The organism is Veillonella rogosae JCM 15642 (assembly GCF_002959775.1).
Taxonomy (GTDB): domain Bacteria; phylum Bacillota; class Negativicutes; order Veillonellales; family Veillonellaceae; genus Veillonella; species Veillonella rogosae.
In genome coordinates this window covers 545051-561265 of record NZ_PPCX01000010.1, presented here as the reverse complement: position 1 = coordinate 561265, position 16215 = coordinate 545051, and the positions used below count along the sequence as shown (strand labels likewise).

At 38.6% G+C, this 16215-nt stretch carries 3 protein-coding genes and 1 rRNA gene; all 4 read right to left on the bottom strand.

The features are described from left to right. Nucleotides 1–311: ribosomal RNA gene (locus VRHSUH09_RS07805) — 16S ribosomal RNA — on the bottom strand; the annotation flags it as partial. A 905-nt stretch (nt 312–1216) separates the two neighbouring features. Continuing rightward, entirely contained in the window at nt 1217–3511 is a 2295-nt protein-coding gene (locus VRHSUH09_RS07800) for a YadA-like family protein (RefSeq protein WP_054748760.1), read from the bottom strand. A 675-nt stretch (nt 3512–4186) separates the two neighbouring features. Next, nucleotides 4187–4987, bottom strand: coding sequence for a hypothetical protein (locus VRHSUH09_RS07795; protein WP_054748763.1), 801 nt, complete (start codon nt 4985–4987; stop codon nt 4187–4189). A gap of 128 nt (nt 4988–5115) precedes the next feature. After that, on the bottom strand, nt 5116–16062 hold the full coding sequence (locus VRHSUH09_RS07790) for an ESPR-type extended signal peptide-containing protein (protein ID WP_105081849.1): 10947 nt from the start codon (nt 16060–16062) through the stop codon (nt 5116–5118). Nucleotides 16063–16215 lie beyond the last annotated feature (153 nt).

The following is a 16215-nucleotide window of genomic DNA, read 5'->3' as shown; positions in this document are numbered from 1 at the left end:
CGGCTACTGATCATTGCCTTGGTGGGCCGTTACCCCTCCAACTAGCTAATCAGACGCAATCCCCTCCTTCAGTGATAGCTTATAAATAGAGGCCACCTTTCATCCATCCTCGATGCCGAGATTGGATCGTATGCGGTATTAGCAGTCGTTTCCAACTGTTGTCCCCCTCTGAAGGGCAGGTTGATTACGCGTTACTCACCCGTTCGCCACTAAGATTGATAGAAGCAAGCTTCCATCGCTCTTCGTTCGACTTGCATGTGTTAAGCACGCCGCCAGCGTTCGTCCTGAGCCAGGATCAAACTCTCCAAGATATCTTGAAGCTATTTGAATAGCTCATTTGTTTTGTTGTCGTTACATTTAAGTAACTTTGAATTATGGTTGGTTTTGACTTTGTCAAAACCCGCACTCTGGCATATGTTCAATCGTATTGATTGATTACCTATCATTGTTCAGTTTTCAAAGATCTGTACCAGTCAGACTAGATTTTATCTAGCTTCGAAGCACTTTCTTAAGAAGTGTTTCGTCAACTGGCGACTAGATTATAATAACATGTTGCCAGTTTCATGTCAACACCTTTTTATAATCTTTTTTAGAATTTTGTAATTTCTGTTTCAACCAGGAATTACGTTTTTATTCTAAAACGATTATCAACAAACATAGATTTTATCTAGTGTTTGCTAACTAATAAACAGTCGCTTCGAACGACTGTATAGCTATTATAGTACAAAGAACTGAGAGGCGCAACCCCTAATTTTAAAATTTTGCAAACTTTTTTCTGACTCAGCTTATATGGTATATCTAGATACTTTATATACCATATACAGTAGTTATCAATAATCTAGATAATCAGTATTACGCTATTAATCTATCACCGATACTACTTAATCACCACTATCTATATTTCTCTTTAATTTTATATCATATTTTATATAACTTATATGGTACATTTTAGTTGTTTTATTATACGTTTTTATTGGAATCATTTATTACGACATATATACGACATTTAATGATATATATATATTATTGATCATATTCTTCTTACTATTTTCAACTATTTGTTATTATAAATGCTTTATAGTACATTTTTTATATTATCTACTATATTAAATGGTCGTATCACAACTACGTTTATTATTTCTAATTTAACACTCATTGTCTTTAGTCTTATATATTAAAGTAAAAAAGAGAAGCATAAGCTTCTCTTTTTTATTAATTATTTTTTACGTGCCTCTTCTAATTCAGCTTGTAATTTAGCTACGATTTGTTTTAAATCTTCTACATCTTTCGCTAAAGAAGCTTGACTTTTATAAGTACTATCTTTAGCTCCAACTTTATAAGACACACCTGCATTTACAGAAGAATCTTTACCATTAATGGCTGTCCCAACTGTAAACATTAAGTTTTCATTAGGACGATAAGCTGCACCTAAAGCTACTGCTGTTTTTCCACGATAATGACCTACGCCACTCATAACATCAACTTTATGATCAGGGTTATAGTCAAGTGGATGTAATGCTGCTAGCGCAGAAGCAGATGCAATGCCACGACGAGCCTCATGTCGAGTATTATTAATCATATTATTGATTTTAGTATCATTATTACCAATTTGATTTACTAAGTTATTAATTTGAGCTTTATTGTCAGCAATATCAGCTGTATTGGCTTTGATAGCGTCTGCATTAGATTTAATTGCATCAGCATTAGATTTAATAGCATCAGCGTTTGACTTTACTCCAGCTGTAGCATTATCAATTTTGTCTACAACATCTTTATTAAGAGATACTGTATAGTCATGGCCATTTGCCGTTACTTCAATATTATTACCAGCTTTTACAGTTGTAATAGTATCCTTGTCATTTGTAGACATATACTCTTTTAACTGTTTTACATTAACTGCATCAGTATCAGCAATGCCTGTAGCCACGTCATGAATTTGGTTATCACCAACAGAAACATTATTTAGTTTAAACTCTACTTTTTTACCATCTGCATTAGTTACACTTAGACCAGAGCTATCAGATGTGGATAATTCCGTTTCAGCAGCATTACCAATAATAACACCATCTTCATAGATTACTGTACGATTCTTTTCAGTACTAACACCGATTGAACCAGCCTGTACTTCAGTATGTACTTGATCTTTATCACTTTTGAAAGTGATTTCAGTACCATCAACTTTTGTTTCATTATCTCCACTTACGAATCTAGCAGAATTCATATCTGTCAAATCTTTATTAACAGCCACTTTAAATTCTTTATTGCCAGAAGCATCAGTTATACCGGTTACAGTTGCATTATCACCATTTGTGACAGTTGTAATAGTGTTAGTATCTACACTACCATTTGCTGCCACATAGTCTTTTAACTGTTTAACATTAACAGCATCAGTATCTTTTATACCTTTAGATACATTAGTAATCTTATGTCCTCCATTATTAAGACCATTATTGGTTAAAGTAACAGAATCAATTAAATTAAAATCACCATCATATCTTTGAATTGAAATCCCATCTGCACCATAAGTAGTAGATTTAAGATAATTAGAGTCTTGACTATCTTCAACAGTTAAATTATTCTTAGACAAAGTAGAGCTACGGTGCCCACTATTGTCGCTATATTTTAACTCATTACCATTGATATTAACACGATTATCTGTACTATCAATATTATCAACTACATTAATAGATGTTAAATCACGAATATCATTATTCATATGAACAATATAATTGCTATCATTATATTTTTTAACGTCGATATTCTTGCCACTAGAAACAGTTGCTTTTTTTAAAGCTTCTTTTGCTACATAATATAGCTGAGAACCATTTACGGCATCTGTAGAGCTTTCAGTCATAGCACCTGGAGTCACACCTTTTAATTGTCTACCACCAAAAGAAGCCATACTATAGGAGTCTCTCTTTGCATTCCATCCTAAGAAACCAAATTTATTATTTGGGTCAACTTTATCTGGGCTACCAACCGCTTTTGTTGCATTACCGAAAGCAATATTTCCTTCAGATGCTTCTGCCAGATAACCAATAGCAATACCTCTATTGCCAGTAACTTTAGAATAACTGCCAATAGCAATACTGCCACCAAAGTTATTTCTATCTGTATTTTCATCAGATTTTATATGAACTTGTCTACCGATTGCAATAGAGTGATTATTATCAATTGAAGAATCATGACCAATAATAGTATTATAGCCTTTTTCATTTAAATTTTGACTATATACTTTATCTTTATTTCCTTCACCGACAATAATACTATACGTTTCACCATTATTTTTTCTTCCAATGATTGTAGAATTATCTTTTGATATATTTTCAGCACCAACAGCAATAGCCCATGTATCAGTTGTATTCATATTGCCAACAGCAATATTCGCATATGTTCCAGCGACAAGAGTGTTGTCAACACCCAAATTTACGCTATTATACATACTTTCTGCCATTACACTGCCATTAATGATGCTTAATACACCAGCTACTAATAAAAATTTTTTATTCATTTAAGTTGTCCCCTTATTTGTTCTTTAAATAAATAATATTGCCTTTTTAAATGTGTCGACAAATAATCGACTTAAAAATATTAAAAACGGCAAAGATGTAATAAAAGAAATAGCATAGCAAGTATACATTAAATATTTCTTATTTACATCTTCACACCATTTTGCTCCGAACATAAACAATACCGATACTAAAATAAATACAAATGCTGCCATGAAAAAGTTCTTAAACAAAGCAATATACAGATTATTAATTACAAACAAATTTTACCAATTTATCGTCATTATATGGGCTTTTAATTATAAAGTCAATGTAAATTTCATTTTGTTTTCATCTCTATAGAATAGTTAAAAGTCAAAAGCTATTAGTTGATTTTATGTAGTCAACTAATAGCTTTTAATATTTTTTAAGCACAAAACTAAATACTTTATACCAAACAAAAACAACGCCATCCAAACGGATGGCGTTGTTCAATAAGGATTTGTGTTCCCTAGTCGGGGGTCCAGGGTACGTGTTTGAGGCCCTTATAAACCCTTTATAAGGGCCATTGTGTTTTGTAGATATACGGATATATGGCGGACATATATCCGTATACCACATGTATTAGAGATCAACTAAGCCTTTAAGATGAGAGAAGGAAAAAGGCTTTTTGATATCTATATCAATATAGAAATCAATTATTGTTGAATTGCGCTGCGCAAGTCAACTTTATTGTAGTCGTTGCTACCCATTGGTTCGTTAATTGCTTTGCGAAGGTCTACTACGTGCTCATCAGCAGCAGTTGGTTCTTCACTCGCTTTGTTTTTAACAGTTTCTTTAGCAGCGAACCAGATTGTTTCGTTCATGTAGTGACGAAGTTCTTCGTTAGATACATGTTCTTGCTCTTGCGCAAGGATATCCAAGATTGCATCTTCTAATGCTTGTGCTTCTTCGTCAGTCATAGGACCGCCTACTTGTTTTTGCTTTTGTACAACTTCGTTAACACGATCTACCATACCACGCAATACGTTGTAACCATAGCTATTTACGAAGCCATCTTTTTCATTGTATTTAGGTGTTTCAAAGTATTCGTATTCGTTTTTGTTGCGGTTTTCACCGTTCCAATTTAAAGCTGTTTCAAAACCGTGTACGCGGCCTAAGGAATGCGTACGGAAGTAATCAGCATAGTTATGTTTATCTTTAGAATGCAACCATTTTTTATCAGCTTTAGTCAATTGTTCATGATTGTCGCGTTTAGCTTTTGCTATGGCGATTTTTTGTTCAGCATTTTCCCATGCTTTCACATAATCATGAAGGGATTGTACTACTTGTGGGCTAGCCACAGGTACCAATACAACATTGCTCAAACCAGGTGCGGATGCAGGGTTAGGCAAGATCAAGTTGTCATCATATGTTGGTGCGCTTGCTGCGTGACCAGTGATGGATGCTGCGCTCATTAAAAGTGCCGCTGTAAAAGCAAGCATTGTAGATTTTTTCATATCTATTCCTCTTTTCATAGTCGAATTAATGTGCTGGTCCAGGGCTCCCGAAGGAACCCTTACCAGTCATATCCATACCTAGGATTAGATTCCTAGTTTTTTTGAAAGTTTTCTGAAAGTGTAACTAATTACATACCCATTTTCGCCATCATTGCAGCCATTTGAGCTTTCAATACTTCTACTTCACTTTGTAGACCAGCGTTTTGAGCTTTAATTTGTTCGTTTTCATATTTCAAGTCGGATACTTCACCTTTTAATCCGGCATTTTGAGCTTTCATTGCAGCCATTTCAGTTTGAACTGCATATGCAGAGCTGATAGGGCCTTTGCGGTAGCGATCTGCTACAGCTGCTTCAGCATCTCTGTTACCAACTTTCCAAGTTACACCAGCGTTTGCCATCATGTGGCTAGAACCGCCAGCCCAGGACAAGCCGCCATGGAACATTGTGGACTCGTTTTTGTAATGAGCTACGCCCACTGCAATCGCGGAGTTACCACGGTAGTTACCGTAACCAGCCATGATTTGAGTTGGTTCCAATGGATCGTATTGCATAGGTTTCAATGCGGACAATGCTGCACCTTGAGCGCCTACACGACCGATTTCTTCGTTCAATTGATCAACGCGAGGGTCAACTGCGCCTTTTACGGAAAGGTCATAGTTTAAGCCGCCGTCAGCAGATTCAGTTTTCTTCAATACTACGGATTGGTCATCAGATGTCAATGTAGTACGGGAATCTTTCAATTGTTTAACGTTTACTGCATCAGTATCATTAGTGCCACGTTGAACATTAGTAACTTTGTTGCCACCCATGTTGAGGTTGCCACCAGTGATATTTACAGTATCGCCACCGAAGGATACTTTAGGACCATTGGAGTTATTGGAAATGGAAGTGATGTTAGTGAGGTCACCTTTCACGTCGAAGGATACTTTACCGTTCGCATCAGTGTGAGCAGTAGTATTTACGCCGTTAGAGAAGTCTAAACCTTCAGATAACATTACTGTTCTAGCGTTGCCACCATTTTCTTTGTAAGTCAATGGAATTTGTTTAGCTGCTTCGTTACCATTGAAGTTAACTTGGTAGTTAGTTGTATGGTTAGTAGCATTTGGTTGAACGTCTACAGTGATCGCTTTGTTGTCACCTGTTACAGTAACTGCTTCACGAGCTGCATCTTTAACGTCATTTTTATCTACAGAAACTTCGTATGTTGCACCAGCTGCACCGAATGTATCGCCAGCTTTAGGAGCTACTTTAGCGATGTTATTAGCATCAGCTTTAGCTTGTACTTTTTCAGTAGATTTTTTAGCTGCTTCTTCTTGAACAAGTTTCAATTGTTCTTCAGTTGCGGCACGACCTTTAGTTGCGAAGTCAGCGGAATCAAGAGTTTTGTTAGTTAAGCCAGTGATATCACCAGTTTTACCATCAAGCTTGATTGTGTTGTCGCCAGCTACGTTAACTACTTGGTCACCTTTGAATTCTAATTTGCCATCGCCTTCGTTGTTAGTGATGGAAGTGATTATGTTCAAATCGCCTTCAACATTAACTTTGTAAGGGTTAGCTTTAGAACCGTCGCCAGTCACTTTAGTGTTTTGACCGTCAACAAGGTTAGTTTTAGCTGCTTTCAATTGACGTACGTTAACCGCATCAGTATCGTTTACACCGTCTTCAACGTTAGTAATTTGTTTATTACCAGCATTGATGCCGTCTTTAGTTACGGATGGGCCGTTGTTGATTACCAAGCCACCATCAGTGATCTTAGTATCGCCAATTGTTACGGAACCTTTATTAGTAAGATCTACATTGTTGCTCAATGCATATTCTACTTTAGCACCGTTTTCGTCGCTAGTTTGTTTTACAGTGAGGTTTTTACCGCCGGAGAATTCAACAGTTTTACCATCTGTAATGCTCTTAGCTGCTGTTTCAGAATCAGCAGTAGTATTACCAGAAGATTTAACGTTGAAGCTGTTCATTGTACCAAGGCCAGCACCGCTAATTGTCATTTCGCCATTAGCAGATTTGGATACTGTGATACCGTCAGCACCTTTAACATTTACTTTACCGCCGTTAGCTGGAACATCTGTGCCATTAGCTTGGATTGTCCAGATATCGTCAGTGTTAGCGAATGTTTTGTCGCCGTATTTAATGCGGTCTCCATCTTTCTTAATTGTTGTGTAATTATCAGGTGTACCTAAGTGGATTTCCTTAGTTTGGATGGAGTCGATGCCTTTGATGTTTTTATTCAAGCGAATGTTCAAAGTATCGTTACCATCAGCAGTTACAGCGATGTTACCTGCAGCAGATTCAAATGTTTTTTCTTGCTCTTCAGTAACGCCTTCACCTTTAACTTTAACTGTGGAGTTAAGTTTGTTTTTGTTTACAACGCTTTCATTGTTACCAGTGAATTTCAAGCCGTCATCAGTAGTAGCAACTTCGTGTTTGTTCTTGTTGCTATCTTCGTAAACGATACGAGTCATACCGTTAGTACCGTTTTTACCGTCTACGCCGTCTTGACCGTTAGCACCTTTGAAAGTAAGACCATCTTTACCGTCTTTACCATTCAAGCCGATAGAGCCGTCTTTACCGTTGATTACAACAGCAGAGCCGTCTTTACCGTTTACACCGATCTTACCGTCAACACCTGGTTTACCATCTTTACCATCATTACCAACTTTGATATCGTCGGACAATGCATAGTTGTAAGTATGGTTGCCAGTTACTGCATCAACGATTTGTTCAACAGTTAAGTTTTTACCTGCACCGAAGTTTACAGTTGTGCCAGGTTTTACGATTGTTGCACTGTGATCGCCTACTGTGTTACCAGTAACGTCACCTTTCCAACCGGAATTATTGATTGTATCTACTACAGTTTTAACTGTTGCGATACCATTTTCACCATCTACGCCTGGTTTGCCGTCAACGCCGTCTCTCACTTTACCAAGTGTTACGTCGTATTTAACAACACCATTTGCATCAACGGAAGCTTTAGTGTAGTTACCGTCAACGAAGTTCAAGCCTTCAGACAATTTAACTTTTTGTTTAGCACCGCCGTTAGCTGTGTAGTTAAGTTCAGCATCGCCAAGGTTAGTTGCTTTTGCATTTACTGTGTAAATGTTTTGACCATCAGCACCAATTGTTTTATCAACTGTTACGTTGTCACCAGCTTTAACTTCTGTCTTAGCGGATTTCAATTGTTTTACGTTAACTGCGTCAGTATCATTTATGCCAGCTTTCACATTAGTGATGTTCAAGTCACCAGCATTGATGCCACCTTTAGTAATGGATGGACCATTGTTGATTACCAAACCACCGTCAGTGATCTTAGTATCGCCAATTGTTAAGGAACCGGATGGAGTCAAGTTAACTTCTTTGGACAATTGAACTTTCAATTTGCCATCTACGTTGTTCACGCCGATGTTGTTTTCAGTCAATTTAGTGCTGTCCGCACCGCCAGTGATATCCAATGTTTGGTTCAATTTCTTAGCGATAACTTTAGTGGAGTCAGTTTGACCATTGTCGCCAGCATATTTCATGCCGTCATCAGTAGTAGCCACTTCGTGTTTATTGTTGTTTTTGTCTTCGTATACGATACGAGTCATGCCGTCTTGACCGTTTTTACCGTCAACGCCGTCTTGACCGTTAGCACCTTTAATAGTAAGACCATCTTTACCGTCTTTACCATTCAAGCCGATAGAACCATCTTTACCGTTGATTACAACAGCGGAACCATCTTTACCGTTTACGCCAATCTTACCGTCAACACCGTCTTTACCATCTTTACCGTCGTTACCAACTTTGATGTCATTAGACAATGCATATGTATAAGTTTGTTCACCAGTTGCATTATCGATATTTTGAGTAATTGTCAAATTATCGCCTGCTGCGTAGGATACAGTTTTACCGTTGCCTACTGCTGTTACAGCGTGGTTACCAACTACATTACCTTTCGCATCTGTGGAGAAGGAGTAGCCGTCTTTAATTTGATCAGCCAAACCAGACAAGTCGATTTTCGCGATTGTACCAGATTGGTTAGCGCCATTGCCATCGTTGTATTTCAATGTAACGGATTTGTCTGCCACATTATAGGAGTAAGATGTAGTAGTTTCACCTGCACGATCAGATTGAGTTGGTGCAATGTGTAAATCGTTAGCTTTGGAAATACGTTTTACATCGCCGATGTTAGCAGCGTTATCGATTACATCGCCACCAGATTTAAGGTTAGTGATGTTGTTGCCACCCATGTTCACGTTGCCGCCATCGAATTTGAATTCGTTGCCGCCAATTGTCATAGTTGCAGGACCATCATTCTTAATGGAAGTGATGTTTTTCAAATCTTTGTTCAATTGAACTTCGAGAGTATCAGTACCATCAGCTTTTACGTTGATGTTACCAGAAGCGCTCTTGAAGGATGCAGAAGTTGTTTTATCTACGCCTTCACCTTGAACTTTAACAAGGCTATTCAATTTATTTTTGTTTACAACATCAGTGTTATTACCAGTGAATTTCAAGCCGTCATCAGTAGTAGCCACTTCGTGTTTGTTGTTGTTTTTGTCTTCGTATACGATACGAGTGATACCGTTAGTACCGTTTGTACCATTTACGCCGTCTTGACCATTAGCACCGCGGATAGTAAGACCATCTTTACCGTCTTTACCATTGAGGCCGATGGAGCCGTCTTTACCGTTAATTACAACAGCAGAGCCGTCTTTACCGTTTACGCCGATTTTACCGTCAACGCCATCTTTACCGTCTTTGCCATCGTTACCAATCTTGATATCGTTAGCCAAGTCGAATTCAACTTTAGCGCCGTCGTTATTGCTAGTTTGTTTAACAGTCAAGTTTTTACCTGCTGCCATTTCAACTGTTTTACCATCAGAGATAGTTTTTGCAGTAGTTTCAGAATCAGCAGTTGTATTACCAGTGGATTTCACATTCCATACGGATTGTGCAGCACCTGGAGCTACATGCAAGTCGTAAGTAACTTGGTTGCCGTTTTCAGTTTTATTAACTGTTACGGAATTATCGTTGGAAGTTACTACTGTACGAGAATCTTTCAACTGTTTAACGTTAACCGCATCAGTATCATTTACGCCAGCTTTTACATTAGTGATATTCAAGTTACCAGCGTTGATACCAGTTTTAAGAACAGATGGGCCACCGGAAATAGTTAAGCCACCGTTATTAACAACAGTATCACCAATAGTTAAGGAACCAGATGGAGTCAAGTTTACGTTGTTATTAAGATCGTATTTAACTACGCCATCAGCAGCTACGGAAGCTGTTGTATTGGAACCATTAGTGAAGTTCAAACCTTTATCCAATGTAACTTTTTGGTCGTTAGAGCCGTTCGCTTTGTATGTCAAAGGAATTTGTTTAGCAGCTTTATCGCCATCGAATGTTACTTGGTAAGTTGTGTTATGGTTTGTTTCATCTTGAACAGGTGTAACAGTGATTGGATTGTTGCTGTTGTTTGCATTGTTTACAGTCACTGCTTCACGAGCTGCATCTTTAACAGCATTACGGGAAACATTTACTTCGTATTTAGCATTTGCATCGCCAGTTTGTTTACCGTCAGCTACAGTGATATCAGCGATGTTAGTATCGCCTGCTGCAGCAGATTTTTTAACTACGCTTTCAACAGCAGCTTTATCGCCTGTAGGCAAGTTGCTCAAGTCGATCTTAGCTGTTTTGTTCACTGTATTATCATTGCCATCAACATATTCCAATGTAACTGTTTTATCAGCGTTCACTGTGTATGTTTTGTCTTTGACATGAATGTCGTTAGCTTTGGAGATACGTTTAACGTCGCCAATGTTAGCAGCGTTATTAATCACATCGCCACCAGATTTAAGGTTAGTGATGTTGTTGTCGCCCATGTTCACATTGCCGCCATCGAATTTGAATTCGTTGCCGCCGATTGTGAAAGTAGCAGGGCCTTCGTTTTTAATAGTCTTGATGTTAGTCAAGTCACCAACTAAACCGAATTCTACTTTAGCACCGTCGTTGTTGCTAGTTTGTTTAACAGTCAAGTTTTTACCTGCTGCCATTTCAACTGTTTTACCATCAGTGATAGTTTTAGCACTTGCTTCGGAGTCAGCAGTTGTATTACCAGTGGATTTCACATTCCATACGGATTGTGCAGCACCTGGAGCTACATGCAAGTCATAAGTAACTTGGTTACCATTTTCAGTTTTATTAACTGTTACGGATTTATCGTTAGATGTAACTACTGTACGAGCATCTTTCAATTGTTTTACGTTAACTGCATCAGTATCATTTACGCCTGCTTTCACATTAGTAATGTTCAAGTTACCAGCGTTGATACCAGTTTTAGTAACGGATGGACCACCAGTGATAGTTAAGCCACCATTGTTGATCATTGTATCGCCAATAGTCAAGGAACCTGCTGGAGTCAAGTTGATGTTTTGAGCCAATTGAACTTTCAATTTGCCATCTACGTTGTTCACGCCGATGTTGTTGTCAGTCAATTTAGTTGTATCTGCACCACCAACGATATCCAATGTTTGGTTCAATTTCTTAGCGATTACTTTAGATTTGTCTGCACCTTGTGCATCATCGCCAGCATATTTCATGCCGTCATCTAATGTAGCCACTTCGCGTTTATTGTTATTTTTATCTTCGTATACAATACGAGTGATGCCGTCTTTGCCGTTTACACCAGGTTGGCCTTTTTCAGCTTTCATGGAAAGACCGTCTTTACCGTCTTTGCCATTGAGGCCGATGGAACCATCTTTACCGTTGATCACAACAGAGGAACCATCTTTACCGTTTACGCCGATTTTGCCGTCAACGCCGTCTTTACCATCTTTACCGATTTTGATGTCGTCGGACAATGCGTATTCAACTTTAGCGCCGTCTTCGTTGCTAGTTTGTTTTACAGTTAAGTTTTTGCCTGCTGCCATTTCAACTGTTTTACCATCAGTGATAGTTTTTGCAGCTGCTTCGGAGTCAGCAGTTGTATTACCAGTGGATTTCACATTCCATACGGATTGTGCAGCACCTGGAGCTACATGCAAGTCATAAGTAACTTGGTTACCGTTTTCTGTTTTGTTGATTGTTACGGATTTATCGTTAGAAGTTACTACTGTACGAGCATCTTTTAATTGTTTTACGTTAACTGCATCAGTATCGTTTACGCCTGCTTTCACATTAGTAATGTTCAAGTTACCAGCGTTGATACCAGTTTTAGTAACGGATGGACCATTTTTAATTGTTAAGCCACCATCGTTAACAATAGTGTCACCAATTTTCAAAGAACCATTTGGAGTCAAATCAATGTTGTTGGACAATGCATATGTGTAAGTATGTTCACCAGTTGCAGCATCGATATCTTGTTTTACAGTTAAGTTATCGCCTGCAGCGTAGGAAACAGTTTTACCATTGCCAACAGCTGTAACAGCGTGGTTACCAACTACATTGCCTTTAGCGTCAGTGGAGAAGGAGTAACCGTCTTTGATTTGATCAGCCAAGCCGGACAAGTCGATTTTCGCCACTGTACCAGATTGGTTAGCACCGTTACCATCGTTATATTTCAATGTTACAGATTTGCTTGCTGCATCGTAAGCGTAAGATGTAGTAGTTTCACCTTGACGGTCAGAAGATGTTGGAGCAATGTGCAAGTCGTTAGCTTTAGAAATACGTTTTACGTCGCCAATGTTAGCTGCGTTATTGATAACATCACCACCAGATTTAAGGTTAGTAATGTTTTGGTCACCCATGTTGATAGGGCCGCCAGTGATGTTGATGGAGTTAGGACCGAATTCCATTTTTGGACCATTTGTAGTATTGGAAATGGAATGGATGTCTACTAAGTCTTTGTTCACATCGTATTTAACAACGCCTTCAGCATCTACAGAAGCTGTTGTGTTTTTACCGTTTGTGAAGTTCAAACCTTTATCCAATGTAACTTTTTGGTCGTTTGTGCCATTCGCTTTGTAAGTCAAAGGAATTTGTTTAGCAGCTTTGTCGCCATCGAATGTTACTTGGTATGTAGTGTTATGATTTGCTTCATCTTGTACAGGTGTAACAGTGATTGGGTTGTTGTTATTGTTTGCATTGTTTACAGTAACTGCTTCACGAGCTGCATCTTTAACGTCGTTACGGGATACGTTTACTTCGTAAGTTGCACCAGCATCACCGAAGTTTTCACCAGCTTTAGGGGAAACTTTAGCAATGTTTTTATCGCTAGAACCAGCTACGTCTGCTTTAGCTTGTACTTTTTCAGTAGAAGCCGCAGTAGGTTTTACGTTGTTTACATCTACAGTGTAGATAGTTTTTGTGCTACCATCTGCATTGTTAACTACTGTACTTGTTACTTTCGCAGCATTTTTACCTTGAACTTCAACAGTGCTGTTCAATTTGTTTTTAGCGCTGTCGGACAAGTCAGCTACTACGTCGCTACCCGCTGCAGTTGTTTTAATGTACTCACCATTGTTAGCACCTACAACGCCGAAGCTCAAGCCGCCTTGTTTGTTCAATTTTTGTAATTCAGTAGCACCTGTGTTACCAGTCAAACCAACTGTGTTATTGAACTTGTTATTAACAATGCTCAATTGTTCTTCAGTTGCAGCACGACCTTTTTTAGCGAAGTCAGGAGCATCTAAAGTTACGTTAGTTAAACCAGTGATGTCACCAGCTTTAGCATTAATAGCAATGTTGTGATCGCCTGCTACGTTTACAGTTTGGTTACCACCAAATGCAATTTTGCCATCGCCAGCTTTGTTAGTGATGGATGTAATGTCTGTTAAATCACCTTCAACGTCTACTTTGAAAGTTTTAACGCCATTTACGTCACGGTGAGAAGCAGTTGTGTTCTTACCGTTTTCCATGTCGATAGCTTCTTTAGCAAGGTTTTTAATGACAGTCTTACCACCATTGTTGATGTTGGAAAGATCTTGTTTAGCAATACCTGTGATAACAGCAGTTTCATTAGGAACGTCTTTGTTGTTACCATCAACGTATGTCATTGTTACTTTGCCGTTGTTATCAACTGCGTATTCACCTGGCTTAATGTGTTTTTCATTAGCTTTGGAGATACGGATAACGTCGCCAATGTTAGCAGCGTTGTTGATTACATTGCCACCAGATTTAAGGTTAGTGATGTTGTTATCACCAAGATCTAAGTTACCACCAGTGATGCTGATGTTATCACCATCAAAGTGCATTGTAGGGCCACCATTGTTGGTAATAGAAGTAATACCACCAAGATCGCTATTTAAAGAGTATGTATATGTTTGTTCACCAATAGATTGCTTGATGTCTTGTTTAACTGTTAAGTTCTTACCAGCTGCGTAGTTAACAGTTGTACCACTTTGAACAGTTGCAGGTTTTGCAGTACCATCAACTTTACCACCGTTTGCTGTAGCATTTGTTAAGAAGTCATATTTAGCAGCTGTGTCAGCAGCATTGATTGTATAAGTAGTTTTACCATCAACAGTTACTTCGTTAACAGTAACGTTTCTACCAGCTTTCACCATGCCTTTGTCATCAAAGCCTACAGTGATTTTGGAGTCTTTCGCACCATCATGAGCCGCTACAGTAGATACACGACCTGTACCGATTACGTTTAATTTACCGCCATCAGTTAAGAAGTCACTCTTACCAGTGTTACCAGTTACAGCAACGCCAACGTTTTTCAATTGAGCTACGTTAACAGCGTCAGTATCTGCAGTACCTGCAGCAAGACCAGTCAATTGACGAGTCATTTGTTGACCATTGCCGATGGATACAGCAGCTGTAGTAGCTGTTTGTACGTTACCAGTCAATGGTGCGTATTTACGTTCATGAGGATCGGATGGATTGTAGCCAAGCACACCTTTATCTGTTGTAGTAACAGAGTGATCACCAAGAGCTACACCATTAGCAATGTTAGCATTAGTTTCATTACCTAATGCAACAGCACCTTGTTTTGTCGCTTTAGAAAGGCGACCTTCAGCAATTGCATAATCGCCAGTTGCAGATGCTGCTGCACCTTGTGCAATAGAGGATGCACCGGTAGAAGTTGTTCTCATGCCGATAGCAATAGAGTTTTCACCAGATGCTGTGATGCGATTAGATGTTTTACCACTTTGACCGATAGCAATGGAGTTATTACCAGAAGCATCAGCACGAGCACCAATTGCAGTAGCACCAGAGCCAGTTGCATTAGTTTCACGACCGATAGCAATTGTATCTAAGTGAGTAGCGGTATTGTCACGACCGATTGCGATTTGGGAGTTTTCATCTCGTGTTTCAGGATGATTTGCACCACCATTTGTAGAATCAACCATGTTGTTCTTACCAATAGCAACACCGCCCATAGTTTTTGCATCATTATACTGACCAATTGTAATCGTATCTGCCACACGGGATGTATTTGTAGAGCCGATGGCAACAGAGTTTTGACCATTTGCATTATTACTATAACCAGCAGCAAAAGATCCAGCACCCGCAGCGTTTGTATACACGCCCATAGCAGAAGCACTTGTACCTGTAGCACTGGAGTAACTACCAATTACTGTAGAGTATTCACCAGCATTTTTTGGTGTTGTTTGCCAAGAACCTTCTGTGTAATTCACATTGTTATAGGAACCAACAGCAACAGCACTTCTAGCATTTGCATTACTTACGTTACCTACAGCCAAAGAAGCATCACCAGAAGCGTTATTGCCTGCACCAACAGCTGTAGCAGCACCACCAGTAGCTGTATTTCTATTACCTACTGCAGTAGTTGCGTTATTTGTAGATGTATTTTTAGCACCAATAGCTACCTTTCCGTCATGTCCAGCTACATTATCTGTAGTATTTTGGTAGCCTACAACGATGGAGTTTTGTCCAGCATTATTTTTACCATTGCTTCCGTCTGGAGCAGTGTCAGCCCAAATATTAACGTGGCTATTACCAGTATCATAACCTGCTTGTGCTTCTAGAGGAGCAATACCACCCATAGCACCAGCCACAGCCAAGCCAGCTAATACGCTAGCTAATACTTTTTTCTTGCCGTTATTATTTTTAGCAGTTTCAGGTACTACTACATAGCAGCCTTTAGATTTGCTATAAACGACTTTAAAAACCTTATTCATAGAAACTATGAACCCCTTTCTCTCTTATAAAGAAAACACTAAATGCCTTATATACATTTTTTGTTTCATGAATTGTTTATGACACACGTTCACATACCATTCATTAAGATATTAATATGATAACAATTTATAAACTAATTGTAAATAGAAATT

Excerpts from the sequence above, each read along its gene's own strand:
- VRHSUH09_RS07790 (WP_105081849.1), bottom strand. The coding sequence starts at position 16,062 with ATGAATAAGGTTTTTAAAGTCGTTTATAGCAAATCTAAAGGCTGCTAT.
- VRHSUH09_RS07800 (WP_054748760.1), bottom strand. The coding sequence starts at position 3,511 with ATGAATAAAAAATTTTTATTAGTAGCTGGTGTATTAAGCATCATTAAT.
- VRHSUH09_RS07795 (WP_054748763.1), bottom strand. The coding sequence starts at position 4,987 with ATGAAAAAATCTACAATGCTTGCTTTTACAGCGGCACTTTTAATGAGC.